This is a genomic window from uncultured Aureimonas sp., assembly GCF_913775355.1.
Taxonomy (GTDB): Bacteria; Pseudomonadota; Alphaproteobacteria; order Rhizobiales; family Rhizobiaceae; genus Aureimonas.
Genome location: NZ_CAJYIU010000064.1, coordinates 1 through 12,293 on the forward strand (window position 1 = coordinate 1; position 12,293 = coordinate 12,293).

The 12,293-nt window shown below is 65.3% G+C and carries 14 protein-coding genes and 3 tRNA genes; 5 read left to right on the top strand and 12 right to left on the bottom strand.

All coding sequences use genetic code 11. From position 1 onward, the window contains the following. Nucleotides 1-196: GTP-binding protein (locus QZ753_RS04960; protein ID WP_294641582.1), on the bottom strand; the 196-nt coding region annotated here is incomplete at its 3' end. Between the two features lie 183 nt (nt 197-379). Here QZ753_RS04960 and QZ753_RS04965 point away from each other — a divergent pair. Then, entirely contained in the window at nt 380-559 is a 180-nt protein-coding gene (locus tag QZ753_RS04965) for a hypothetical protein (RefSeq protein ID WP_294641583.1), read from the top strand. Nucleotides 560-622: 63 nt separating this feature from the next. On the opposite strand, the gene QZ753_RS04970 is transcribed toward QZ753_RS04965, so the two are convergent. The 3 genes from QZ753_RS04970 to QZ753_RS04980 form a co-directional block, all read right to left on the bottom strand. Continuing rightward, a complete protein-coding gene (locus tag QZ753_RS04970) occupies nt 623-2,344 on the bottom strand; it encodes a methyl-accepting chemotaxis protein (protein ID WP_294641584.1) in 1,722 nt (573 codons plus the stop codon). 276 nt (nt 2,345-2,620) lie between these two features. Next, nucleotides 2,621-2,694: transfer RNA gene (locus tag QZ753_RS04975), tRNA-Gly, on the bottom strand. 14 nt (nt 2,695-2,708) lie between these two features. Further along, a tRNA-Tyr gene (locus tag QZ753_RS04980) sits at nt 2,709-2,793 on the bottom strand. Between the two features lie 171 nt (nt 2,794-2,964). Between QZ753_RS04980 and rlmB the strand changes: the two genes are divergently transcribed. Next, on the top strand, nt 2,965-3,819 hold the full coding sequence (gene rlmB / locus QZ753_RS04985; protein ID WP_294641585.1) for a 23S rRNA (guanosine(2251)-2'-O)-methyltransferase RlmB: 855 nt from the start codon (nt 2,965-2,967) through the stop codon (nt 3,817-3,819). Nucleotides 3,820-3,823: 4 nt separating this feature from the next. Here the strand turns inward: rlmB and QZ753_RS04990 are convergent, their stop codons facing one another. Further along, the gene (locus QZ753_RS04990; RefSeq protein ID WP_294641586.1) at nt 3,824-4,036 is read right to left on the bottom strand and encodes a hypothetical protein; all 213 of its coding nucleotides are present in this window, start codon (nt 4,034-4,036) and stop codon (nt 3,824-3,826) included. Nucleotides 4,037-4,204: 168 nt separating this feature from the next. Here QZ753_RS04990 and QZ753_RS04995 point away from each other — a divergent pair, with 168 nt between their 5' ends. Next, a complete protein-coding gene (locus QZ753_RS04995; protein WP_294641587.1) occupies nt 4,205-4,744 on the top strand; it encodes a TRAP transporter small permease subunit in 540 nt (179 codons plus the stop codon). Between the two features lie 25 nt (nt 4,745-4,769). Further along, nucleotides 4,770-6,368 carry a TRAP transporter large permease subunit gene (locus QZ753_RS05000; protein ID WP_294641588.1) on the top strand — a complete coding sequence of 533 codons (1,599 nt, stop codon included), beginning with the start codon at nt 4,770-4,772 and terminating at the stop codon, nt 6,366-6,368. A 64-nt stretch (nt 6,369-6,432) separates the two neighbouring features. Here the strand turns inward: QZ753_RS05000 and QZ753_RS05005 are convergent, their stop codons facing one another. Together QZ753_RS05005 and QZ753_RS05010 are read right to left on the bottom strand one after the other, a co-directional pair. Then, nucleotides 6,433-7,536: a TRAP transporter substrate-binding protein gene (locus tag QZ753_RS05005; protein ID WP_294641589.1), complete on the bottom strand. Its 1,104-nt coding sequence runs from the start codon at nt 7,534-7,536 to the stop codon at nt 6,433-6,435. A 137-nt stretch (nt 7,537-7,673) separates the two neighbouring features. Next, entirely contained in the window at nt 7,674-8,777 is a 1,104-nt protein-coding gene (locus tag QZ753_RS05010; protein ID WP_294641590.1) for a TRAP transporter substrate-binding protein, read from the bottom strand. Nucleotides 8,778-8,935: 158 nt separating this feature from the next. Here QZ753_RS05010 and QZ753_RS05015 point away from each other — a divergent pair. Next, nucleotides 8,936-9,010 (top strand) — tRNA-Thr (locus tag QZ753_RS05015). A 26-nt stretch (nt 9,011-9,036) separates the two neighbouring features. Here the strand turns inward: QZ753_RS05015 and QZ753_RS05020 are convergent. The 5 genes from QZ753_RS05020 to QZ753_RS05040 all read right to left on the bottom strand — a co-directional run. After that, nucleotides 9,037-9,228 carry a helix-turn-helix transcriptional regulator gene (locus tag QZ753_RS05020; RefSeq protein ID WP_294641591.1) on the bottom strand — a complete coding sequence of 64 codons (192 nt, stop codon included), beginning with the start codon at nt 9,226-9,228 and terminating at the stop codon, nt 9,037-9,039. Nucleotides 9,229-9,328: 100 nt separating this feature from the next. Continuing rightward, a complete protein-coding gene (locus QZ753_RS05025; RefSeq protein WP_294641592.1) occupies nt 9,329-9,820 on the bottom strand; it encodes a hypothetical protein in 492 nt (163 codons plus the stop codon). A gap of 185 nt (nt 9,821-10,005) precedes the next feature. Then, a complete protein-coding gene (locus tag QZ753_RS05030; RefSeq protein WP_294641593.1) occupies nt 10,006-10,497 on the bottom strand; it encodes a GNAT family acetyltransferase in 492 nt (163 codons plus the stop codon). A gap of 97 nt (nt 10,498-10,594) precedes the next feature. After that, complete coding sequence (locus QZ753_RS05035) at nt 10,595-11,494, bottom strand: carbohydrate ABC transporter permease (RefSeq protein ID WP_294641594.1); 900 nt, start codon at nt 11,492-11,494, stop codon at nt 10,595-10,597. A gap of 11 nt (nt 11,495-11,505) precedes the next feature. Then, nucleotides 11,506-12,293: carbohydrate ABC transporter permease (locus QZ753_RS05040; protein WP_294641595.1), on the bottom strand; the 788-nt coding region annotated here is incomplete at its 5' end.

Here is a 12,293-nt window from a genome sequence, read left to right on the forward strand (position 1 = left end):
CGTACTCGACGTGCGCCGTCGAGATCGTGATGCCGCGCGCCTTCTCCTCCGGCGCCGCGTCGATCTGGTCGTACGCGCGGAACTCGCCGAAGTACTTCGTGATCGCCGCCGTCAGCGACGTCTTCCCATGATCAACGTGACCAATCGTCCCGATGTTCACATGCGGCTTGTTACGCTCGAATTTGCTCTTCGCCATGATCTCTACCTTGGGCCTAGCACGACAGGGCCGCGACATAGCGAGTGGAAGGGCGAAACACAAGCGCCCCCCGGAAGATGGCTCCGGAAGGCGTGACCGCGACGGCCGATGTCTGCGTCACGACGGCCGGCACTTTCGCATCGCAAGCGCGTTCCCCGTCACACACACAGGTGGGAGCACGCCATGTCCAACATCCCGATCCAGAACGACGAGACCACGATCCCCGACCCGCAGGTCGAGGAGATGGCCGCCAAGCACGGCATCAGCGTCGAGGACGCCCGGCGTCACTTGCACGAGCAGTCGCAGGACCGGCCCGCAGCCGACGGCGCGGCCGAAGCGGAGAAGCTCGGTCGGACGGACTGAAAGCCGGAGGCGACCTACCGATGGTTGGGTGACGCGCTTTCTTTTCAGAAGGGGCGCAGGTCGTCACCAGGACGAGGATGCGACCGCGAGGCGCGACTGGAGTTCGTGTACCGCGGGCCGTGCGCGGACCGGCACGCCGTCCGGGTCGCGCGAGAAGCGAAAGCGGCCGAGCAGTTCGCGCATGCGCGTCGCCTCGGCCGCCAGTTCGTTGCTGGCTGCCGTCGACTGCTCGACCATCGCCGCGTTCTGCTGCGTGCCCCGATCGAACGTATCCATGGCGATGCTGATTTCACTGAGCGCGATCGACTGCGATTTCACGCTCTCGACGATGCCGCGAATGTTGCCGTCGATCTCAGCGAAGCGGTCGAGCATGCCACCCAGCGCGGCTCCCGTCCGGTCGACGAGTTCGACACCCCTTCCCACCTGGCGCCGGGACGCCTCGATCAGAAGCTTGATGTCCTTGGCGGCCTCGGCCGACCGCTGCGCAAGGCCGCGAACCTCCTGCGCGACGACTGCGAACCCTCGTCCGGCGTCTCCGGCGCGCGCGGCCTCGACCCCGGCATTCAGCGCAAGGAGATTGGTCTGGAAGGCGATCTCGTCGATCACGCCGATGATCTTGCCGATCTCGGACGACGAGCGCTCGATCTCGGCCATGGCCGCAACCGCCTCGCGGACCACGGCGCTGGAGGCCGCGACGTCGGTTCTCGTATTGGAGACCAGCTGCCCCGCGCCGTCAGCCTGAACGCTCGATTGGCGGACGTTTCCGGTAATCTCCGTCACCGCGGCCGTCGTCTCCTCGACGGCGGCCGCCTGCTGCTCGGTGCGCGCGGCCAGATCGTCGGAGGCCATGCGGATCTGGTTGGTGCCCGTATGGATCACGTCGCTGGTGTCGAGCACGGCCGTCATCGCTTCGCCGAGCGCGGCGAGCGCCTGGTTGAAGCTCTCGCGGATGCCTTCGAGCGAGGGGACGAACGGGGTATCGAGCCGCTGGGCGAGATCGCCGCGCGCCAGCTTTGAAAGGGCGGTGCCGATCGTCTCCAGCGCCGTCATCCGGTCCGTGAGGTCGGTCGCGAACTTGACCACCTTCACAACCGCTCCGTTCTCGTCGCGGATCGGATTGTAGGAAGCCTGGATCCAGACCTCGCGACCGCCCTTGCCGATGCGCTTGAAGTCGGCCGCTCGGAAGCGGCCTGCTCGCAGATCGGCCCAGAACGCTCCGTAGGCCGGGTCGGCGGCGTAGGCGGGATCGACGAACATCCGATGATGCCGACCGACGATCTCGGAGAGTTCGTAGCCGAGCGTCTTCAGGAAGCCGTCGTTCGCCGTCAGGATCGTCCCGTCAGGGGTGAATTCGATGATCGCCTGCGAGCGCGAGAGCGCGGCCAGCTTTTCCGCATTCTCCATCGCGGCCCGCTTCGTCTCCGTGATGTCGGACGCGAACTTGACGATCTTCTGCACACGGCCTCGAGAATCCAGCACCGGGTTGTAGGTCGCCCGGATCCAAACCTCGCGGCCACCCTTCGCGATGCGCTTGAATACGTCCGCAACCGGAGAGCCTGCCGCCAGCGCGGTCCAGAAATCCCGATACTCGGCGGAGGATGCGACCTGCGGCTCGACGAACATCCGATGATGCTGGCCGACGATCTCGTGGCTCTCGTAGCCCAGAACCGCGCAGAAATTGGCGTTGGCCGACACGATGTCGCCGGTGGGCGTGAATTCGATCACCGCGAGCGAGCGCCCGAGTGCCTCGAGCACACGGTCCGCATTCCCCGAAAACAGCCGCATCGTTAAGCCTCCCAGGACGGACGATCGATCCGACCGCACAACCTCAGAGCTTAAACGCAGAACTTTAATGAGGCATTTCCCACCCAAGTCGATCTCGAACGACATAACGTCCGCGCGAGTTTGATCCGGCGTTCAAAGCTGCGATGCGGAGAAGCTAGGGCATTTCAGATAGCCGTCGGGCTCTCGACACGGACATTTATCCGCCGGAACGACAGCGTTCCGATCCCGAACACATGCACCGTTTGCAGCCGACACGACTTTCGAACGTCAGCAGATTGGAGCGGGTAGAGGGAATCGAACCCTCGTATTCAGCTTGGAAGGCTGCTGCTCTACCATTGAGCTATACCCGCGCCGGGTGGGTGAATGGTGGAGGGAGTTGGATTTGAACCAACGTAGGCTAAGCCAACGGATTTACAGTCCGTCCCCTTTAACCACTCGGGCATCCCTCCAGGTCACCCTGCGCCCCTCGCGGGCCGCCGAAAGCAGCGGGCGTTGCCCGTTCGCTTCGAGCGGCGTTATGGCGACAGGCCGGGCCCGTGTCAACATGCCGACGGCAGCGATATGAAGGGAGTTCACATGCTCGCCTTTGCTCGCCTGCCGAACTCCGATAAAGCGCCATCATGACAGATCATCCCAAGAGCCACACTCCGAAGGACTCGCATTACGCCCGGCTGCGGCGGGCGCATCGCGAACAGGCCGCCGTCGGTCCGGCCGTACAGTCGGCCCGGCCGCAGAAGCCGCAGCATGCGGGCCGCCCCGCCCCGGCCGACCGCGTCCGGCTCTACGGCATCCACACGGTGCAGGCGGCGCTCGCGAATCCGCGCCGTCGCTTCATGCAGATCTACGTGACGCGCAACGCGCTCAACCGGCTCGAGCTCGACGAGAACGCGGCGCCCTGCCCGATCGAGATCGTCGAGCCCCGTTTCCTCGATCAGGAGCTCGGGTCGGACGCCGTCCACCAGGGCGTGCTCCTCGAAACCGCGCCACTGAAGCCGGCGCGACTTGGCGATCTCGGCGAGGCCGATCTCGTCCTCGTGCTCGATCAGGTGACCGACCCGCACAATGTCGGAGCGATTCTCCGCTCGGCCGTCGCTTTCGGAGCCGGCGCCGTGGTGACGACCTCGCGCCACTCCCCGCAGGAGTCTGGCGTTCTCGCCAAGTCGGCTTCCGGCGCGCTGGAACTGATCGCCTATGTGCAGGTGACCAACCTCGCCGAGGCGCTTGGCGAGTTGAAGGATCGCGGCTACCGGACGATCGGACTCGATTCGGCGGGCGACGACGAACTGGAACCCGCGCTGGACGGCGGAAAGCTCGCCCTCGTGCTGGGTTCCGAGGGCAAGGGGCTGCGGCAGAAGACGCGCGAGACCGTGGACGTTCTGGCTCGCCTCGAAGTGCCGGGCGCGATCCGGTCCCTCAACGTGTCGAACGCGGCCGCCGTGTCGCTCTACGCGGCGCGACGGCATTTGAAGGGCTGACCCGTCAGCCCGCGTCCGCCTCGGCTTCGGCCCGGCGGAGGAGCGCGGCCGCATAAACTTCGGCGAGGGACCGCTTCGCCGCGGCGTCCGTCGCCTCGGCCTTGACGAGACCGCGAGGGCGAGCGCGCATGCGTTTCAGGAGGAGAAGTTCGAACCGCAACTGGCGCGCCAGCCGTGCGACGGTCTCCGCCTGACGATCGATCCGCGCCTCGTCCAAGACCTGCTCCTCTTCGCCGCCCGTTTTCCCGGCATCATCACGGAACGCGGCGGCCACGACCGATCGCCGAGAAAACGCTGGCCTTGCCAGCATTTGCTGTCGTAGGCCAGAAGGTGTCGCAGATTTGCCTTGATTGGCACGATCCGCGACCCGATCCAGGGAGGGATGATGGGAGTTCTTCTGGCTTTCAGCCGAGGCGTCGACAGGCTCAGCGCGGGCTTCGCTGTGATCGCGGACTATCTTGTCCTGATCGCGGTGCTGATCAGCGCCGGCAACGCCCTTATCCGCTACACGCTGAACACGAGCTCCAACGGTCTCCTCGAGATTCAGTGGTACATGTTCGCCGGCATGGTACTCCTCGGCGCGTCCTACACGCTGAAGATGAACGAGCACGTGCGCGTCGATCTCGTCTATTCGGCGCTGAGCACGAAGGGCCGCCTCTTCGTCGACATCTTCGGTTTCATCGTCCTGTTCCTGCCCGTCATCGGCTATCTCTTCGCCCTCACCTTCCCGTTCTTCTGGCGTTCGTTCACGAGCGGCGAAGTCTCGATGAATGCCGGCGGGCTGATCCTCTGGCCGGCCAAGGCGACGCTGCCGCTCGGGTTCGCGCTGCTCTTCCTTCAGGGCCTGTCCGAACTCATCAAGCGGTTCGCCGCGCTCGCCGGGCTCATCACGATCGAAACGAAGTACGAGAAGCCGCTGCAGTAGGCGGCCGCGCGGGGGAAACACGCGAATGTTTGAATACGGGCCGATGCCGCCGCTGATGTTCGGCGGCATGATCGTCTTCCTGCTCATGGGCTTTCCGGTCGCCTTCTCGCTGGCGGCGGTGGGCCTCCTGTTCGGCGCGCTCGGCGTCTACTTCGACCACTTCAGCCCGGCGCTTCTCAACGCGCTGCCGCTGCGCTTCTACGGCACGATTTCCAACGATCTCCTGCTAGCGATTCCGTTCTTCACCTTCATGGGCGCGATCCTGGAACGATGCGGCCTGGCCGAGGATCTCCTCGAGGGCTCCGGCCAGCTCTTCGGCCCGACACCGGGCGGCCTCGCCTACGCCGTCATCCTCGTCGGCGCCGTGCTCGGCGCCATCACGGGCACGGTCGCGGCCTCGGTGATCGCGATGGGCGTCGTCTCGCTGCCGGTGATGATGCGCTACGGCTACGATATGCGTCTGGCGACCGGTGTCATCGCGGCGTCCGGCACGATCACACAGGTCATCCCCCCGTCGCTCGTCCTCATCATTCTGGCCGACCAGCTCGGCCGCTCGGTCGGCGACATGTATGCCGGCGCGATCGGCCCCTCGCTGCTCCAGATCCTCCTCTTCCTCGGCTTCATCTTCGTCATGTCGAAGCTGCAGCCGCACAAGATGCCGCCGTTGCCGCCGGAAGCGCGCACCAAGAGCGGGCGGGAACTCTGGTGGCAGGTCGCCAAGGGTATGGTGCCCTCGCTCGCGCTCATCTTCCTGGTGCTCGGGACCATGTTCATGGGCCTCGCGACGCCGACGGAAGCGGGCGCGATGGGCTCGGTCGGCGCGATCCTGCTGGCCGCCCTCCACCGTCGTCTCAGCTGGACGCTGACGCGTCAGGCGATGGCGACCACGATGCGCCTCACCGCCATGGTGGTCTTCATCCTCATCGGCTCAACCGTCTTCAGCCTCGTCTTCCAGGGCATGGATGGTGGCCACTGGATCCAGTACCTCCTGTCCCACATTCCGGGCGGCGTCGTCGGCTTCCTGCTCTTCGTCAACATCTTCATTTTCTTCGTCGCGTTCTTCCTCGACTTCTTCGAGATCGCCTTCATCATCGTGCCGCTGCTGGCCCCGGCGGCTCATGCGCTCGGCATCGATCTCGTGTGGTTCGGCGTCCTCCTGTGCGTGAACATGCAGACGGCCTTCATGCACCCGCCTTTCGGCTTCGCGCTCTTCTATCTGCGCGGCATCGCACCGGCGAACGTGAAGAGCTCCGACATCTATCTCGGCGCGATCCCCTGGCTCGGCCTCCAGCTGATCCTCGTCGCGATCCTGATCGTCTGGCCGCAGTCCGTGACGTACTTCCTGAAGGAAGAGCGCGTGGTCGACCCCTCGACCATCCAGCTCAACGTTCCGATGCCGGGCTCCGTGGCGCCGACGTCAGGCAGCGTGGCGCCGCCCTCGTTCGGATCGCCGGCCGCGCCCTCGTTCGGGGCTCCGCCGCCGCCGTCCTTCGGCGCGGCACCGGCGCCCTCGTTCGGCGCGCCGCCGGCCGGCTCTCCCGGATCCCCCGCTCCGTCGGCCCCGCCGAGCTTCGGGGCACACGCCGCGCCGAGTTTCGGCGCCGCTCCGGCGCTCCAGCAATAGGCTGGAAACGAAGAAGGCCAGCGGATCGCTCCGCCGGCCTTCTTCGTTTATGAGTTCGCCAAGCTTACTTGCCGGCCGCCTGCTGCGTGTAGACGTAGGTATCGTAGGAGTATTCCGCGACGCGGAACCACTCGTAGCTCTCGGCGCGGAACTTCGCCCACGGATCATAGATCGCCTTCCACTTCGGATTGCTCGCCGACAGCGAGGCGTAGAGCTTCATCGCCGAATCGTAGGACGCGTCGAGAATGTCGCGCGGCAACGAGCGAAGCTGCACGCCCTTGCCGACCAGCGAGCGGATCGCCTGCATGTTCTTGGCGTCGTAGAGCGCCATCATGTTGACGTTCACCGCCTTCGCCGCCGTGTCGAGCGCCGCCTTGTAGGCGGCCGGAAGCTCCTCGTACTTCGCCTTGTTGAAGAGGAAGTGCAGCGTCAGGCCGCCCTCCCAGAAGGCCGGATAGTAGTAGTACGGCGCGACCTGATAGAAGCCGAGCTTTTCGTCGTCGTAGGGTCCGATCCACTCCGTGGCGTCGATCGTACCACGCTCCAACGCCGGATAAATGTCGCCGCCGGCCAGCTGCTGCGGCACGACGCCGAGCGGCTCCAGCACGCGCCCGGCAAGGCCGGCGATGCGCATCTTCAGGCCCTTCAGATCGGCGACCGAATTGATCTCCTTGCGGAACCAGCCGCCCATCTGGACGCCGGTATTGCCGCCCGGCAGACCTTTCACGTTGTAGCCCGCGAGGAACTCGTCGTAGGCCTCGTTGCCGCCGCCGTGATAGAGCCAGGCGTTCTGCTGGCGGGCGTTGAGGCCGAAGGGGATGGTCGCGCCGATCGCGAACGTCGGGTCCTTGCCGACGTAGTAATAGGCCGCGGTGTGCGCCGCCTCGACCGTGCTGTCCTGCACGGCGTCGAGCGCCTGGAGGCCCGGCACGAGCTCGCCCGCCGGAAACACGTCGATCTGGAACTTGCCGCCGGTGATCTCCGAGATCGCGGACGACAGCGTCTTGGCGCCGCCGAAGATCGTGTCGAGCGTATTGGGGAAGCTCGACGTCAGGCGCCAGCGGATGCTCGGCATCTCCTGCGCGATGGCGGGCGCGGCAAGCACCGTGCTCGCTGCGGCGCCGCCCGTGACGGCTCCCGCCTTGAGAATGAATTTTCTGCGATCCACGCGTTGTCCTCCCAATCGCCGAGACGCGAAACAGAGGCATTGGAGACCACGCCGCGACCCTATGCAATAAGGCGGCAGGGCAAACAAAAGGCCGGCTCCGAGAAAGCCGGCCTTTCGCAATCACATCAATTTGACCGTCACTTCCTGGCGGCCTGCTGGCTGTAGTTGTACGTGTCGTTCGTGTACTCGGCGACACGGAACCACTCGTAGATCTGGGTGCGGAACTGGCTCCAGGGGTCGTACATCGCCTTCCACTTCGGGTTCGAGGCCGACAACTTCGCGTAGAGATCCTGCGAGGATGTGAGCGCCGCGTCGAGCACGTCGCGCGGCAGCGGGCGCAGCTGGACGCCCTTGCCGACGAGCGAGCGGATCGCACGCATGTTCTTCACGTCGTAGTCGGCGAGCATGCGCGTGTTGCAGACGGCTGCCGCGTTCTCCAGCGCCGCCTTGTAGCTGTCGGGCAGCTCGTCGTACTTCGCCTGATTGAACATGTAGTGGACCGTCGGACCGGCTTCCCAGAAGGCCGGATAGTAGTAGTACGGCGCCACCTGATAGAAGCCGAGCTTCTCGTCGTCGTAGGGGCCGACGAACTCGGTCGCGTCCAGCGTGCCGCGCTCGAGCGCCGGATAGACGTCGCCGCCCGCCAGCTGCTGCGCGACGACGCCGAGCGGCGAGAGCACCTGCCCCGCGATGCCTGCGATGCGCATCTTCAGACCCTGCAGGTCGTTCAGCGAGTTGATCTCCTTGCGGAACCAGCCGCCCATCTGGGTGCCGGTGTTGCCGCCGGGATAGGCCCGCACACCGTAGGAGGTCAGGAACTCGTTGATCGCCTCGTTGCCGCCGCCGTTGTAAAGCCAGGCGTTCTGCTGGCGCGCGTTCAGGCCGAAGGGGATCGAGCTGCCGATCGCAAAGGTCGGATCCTTGCCGACGTAGTAGTAGAGTACGGTATGCGCCGCCTCGACCGTGCCGTCCTGCGTCGCATCGAGCGCCTGCAGGCCCGGCACCAGTTCACCGGCGGGGAAGACGTCGATCGTGAACTTGCCGTCCGTTAGCTTGGAGACGATCTCCGAGAACAGGCGCGAAGAGCCGAACAGCGTGTCGAGAGTGTTCGGAAAGCTCGACGTCATGCGCCAGCGCAGCGTCGGCGCGCTCTGCGCCAGCGCGGGCGCGGCAAGCCCGGTTCCCACCACGGTCCCGCCGGCGACGACACCGGCTTGGCGAATGAATTGACGACGATCCATCGGGTTCCTCCCACAGTGCGGACCCGATCCGTATGCCCGGAAAACGCGTGCCGTGGAAGGACTTGCGGGTGCTTTTGTCCGCCTGCACCGCACCACGAGACGGGTGAGGAAATTTGCGGATGCGATCGCGGCGCCCCTGTGCTAGATCGACCGCCGGGGCCGGCTTAGCTCAGCGGTAGAGCAGCGGTTTTGTAAACCGAAGGTCGGGGGTTCAATCCCCTCAGCCGGCACCAGTCGAGACCGCGCCCCATCCGATCGATCAGCGCAGCAGCGCGTCGACGCTGACGCCGAAGTAGCTGGCCAGTGACCGCAGCGATTTCGGCGGGGGAACGCGCCGGCCGCCTTCGATGGCGGCGATCAGCGCGACCGGGAGGTTGGTGCTGCGCGCGACGTCCTCGATCGTCTTGCCATCTGTCACCCGCAGGCGGGCGACATTCTCGGCGAGGGGCATGGGGTGTCGGCTCCATTGAAACGGCATCGGCCGGTTTCTAGCGGCCGACATTCCGCATGGCCAGCCTCCGGTCGACCGGTGGCTCTGTCTTCAAGCGGTTTCAGCGCGAGGGTCCGCGCAGGCTCTCGGTGATCGACTTCAGCAGGCCGTCATACCGATCGCGCAGGGCTTCCGGGTAGCGGACAGAGACCGAATGAGCGAGGCGGCCGCGGAAGATGTAGCGCTCGTAGAAGATGCGGCCGTCCTTCAGGAAGCCGGACACGACCGCCCAGTTCGATCCGGTCCGCTGGTAGGTCACCTCGTCGAGAGACTTGCGCCAGCGGACGAGTTCGCCGGGCGTCGACCATTCGGGATCCTCGATCGCATAGACGACGAGTTCGGCGCCGGCATCCGAGCGCCAGACCTGTCCTTCCGGCGTCGATGGTTCGATGCGTGGAAACGCCTGCGCCGGAAAGGTCGCCGAGGTTCCGAAGGTCGGGTTGGTATAGGTATAGGCGCTCGCCGCACCAGGCAGGCATATGCCGGACAGAACGATCAGCCCGGCCAGCGCGCCTCGAAGACGCGACGATTTTCCCTCAAGACGAGCCGTCATGCCAACATCCTCCACTGCGTTCAGAGGTCGGCAAACGCGCCGCGATGCCCCGCGGTTCACGACGATTGCAGCCGCCCGCTTCGCTGAGATGTCGCACCCCGGCTCGCGCGGCTCACCGGATTCTCGCATTCCGTGCCAAGCTGTAACGTCAGGACGTGCCGTCGCAGCGACCTCCCGCCCGACGGTCAATTCCCGCTTTCGCTCTCCTCCTCCGGCGGATCCTTCGCCACGCTTTCGACGCTGACGGACAGCCGCTGATAGACGCCGAGCCCGACCATCAGCAGGATGCCGGACAAGAGCAGCAGCGTCGGATAGAGCATCAGCGGCATCGATTCCTTGCCCGCCTGGAAGACGGTGACGACCGCCTCGAGCAGCACCGCTATAACGATCGTCGAGATGAACTTCGTCAGGCTCCGGCGCGCCTCGCCCGCACTGCGCATCTCGCGACCCCGGATCGCCTCTTCCTCCAGAAGATATTTACCGACATCGAAGACCGCGATGGCAATGACGGTATAGCCGACGGCCTCCAGAAGGGTCGCACCGACATCGGCATCCGGCGCGCGGAAGCTGCCCCAGACGCCGCCGAAGGCGTAGACGATCAGTCCGCAGGCCAGCAGCATCAGAAGAAGGCTGGCCAGCCCGAACGCTGCCCGGGTGAAAAGGTCAAACGCACGCATAACACTGTTTCCCGTCCGGAGCCGTCCGTGAAAACTGCGGCTTGACGGGCAAACGGCAAGGGCCGGCGGCTCGGCAACCGAACCGCCGGCCCCCGGCCTATTCCTTCACGGCGCCCGTCATCGACGACACGTAGTAGTCGACGAAGAAGGAGTAGAGGATCACGACGGGCAGCGAACCGATCAGCGCGCCGGCCATCAGCGAGCCCCATTCATACACGTCGCCACGCACGAGCTCGGTCAGGACGCCGACCGGCACCGTCTTGTTCTCCGACGACTGGATGAAGGTCAGCGCGTAGATGAACTCGTTCCAGGCCAGCGTGAAGGCGAAGATGCCGGCCGAGATCAATCCGGGAACGGCCAGCGGCAGCACGACCTTGGTCAGAATCTGCCAGCGCGTCGCCCCGTCCACCAGCGCGCTTTCCTCCAACTCGAACGGGATCGAGCGGAAGTAGCCCATCAGGAGCCAGGTGCAGAACGGAATGAGGAAGGTCGGGTAGGTGAGGATCAGCGCCAGCCGCGAGTCGAACATGCCGAGCTGGAACACGATGAAGGCCAGCGGAATGAACAGGATCGATGGCGGTATGAGGTAGGCGAGGAACACCATGAGACCCGTCACCCGCGCGCCGGTGAAGCGCACGCGCTCGATCGCGTAGGCCGCGAAGACCGAGGCGGCCAGCGCGATGATCGTCGAGCAGACGGCGACGATCACCGTGTTCCAGAGCCAGCCGGGATAGGAGGTCTCGAACAGCAGGTACTTGATGTGATCGAGCGTCGGGCCGACCACCCAGAACGGACTGTAGTTCGCGTAGTTCGTCAGCTGGTCGTTCGGCTTCACTGCCGTGATGGCCATCCAGTAGAACGGGAAGAGCAGCACGAAGATGAAGACGGCGAGCGGCAGGTAGATCACGAGGATCTTGCGCGCCAGCGTGTCGTGATGGGACATGCCGACGACGTCGTCAGTGAGGTGTCCGGCGGTCTCGGTCGTGTTCGCGGTCATCGTCGCTCTCCTCAATCCGTCCCGCCCTGCTGCCACTTGCGGCGCTGCAGGCCGAAGAAGCTGAACAGGATCGCCGCCAGAAGGAACGGCACCATGGCGACGGCGATCGCCGCCCCCTCGCCCAGCGCTCCGCCGGGAATGCCGCGCTGGAAGGACAGGGTCGCCATGAGGTGCGTCGCGTTGACCGGCCCTCCCTTGGTGAGGACGTAGATCAGCTGGAAATCGGTGAAGGTGAACAACACCGAGAACGTCATCACCACCGCAATAATGGGCGTCAGCAGCGGCAGCGTGATGCGCCGGAACCGCTGCCACGACGTCGCACCGTCGAGCGCCGCCGCCTCGTGCAACGAGACGGGAATGGTCTGGAGGCCGGCGAGCAGCGAGATAGCGACGAACGGGATGCCGCGCCAGACGTTGGCGGCGATCACCGACAGGCGTGCGTTGGTCGCGTCGCCGAGGAAGTTGATCGGCGCGTCGATCACGCCCCACTGCATCAGCACCCAGGAGATGATCGAGAACTGCGAGTCGAAGATCCACCAGAAGGCCAGTGCCGAAAGCACCGTCGGCACGACCCAGGGCAGGAGGATGATGGCGCGGAAGAACGTCTTGAAGGGCAGGCTCTCGTTCAGGATGATCGCCAGCCACAGGCCGAGCGCGAATTTCAGGATCGAGGCGACCGCGGTGTAGACGATCGTGTTGAACACGGAGAGCCAGAAGACCTTGTCCTCCATCAGGTACTGGTAGTTTTCCAGTCCGATGAAGATGCCAGGGCGCCCGATCCGCGTATCGGTGAAGCCGA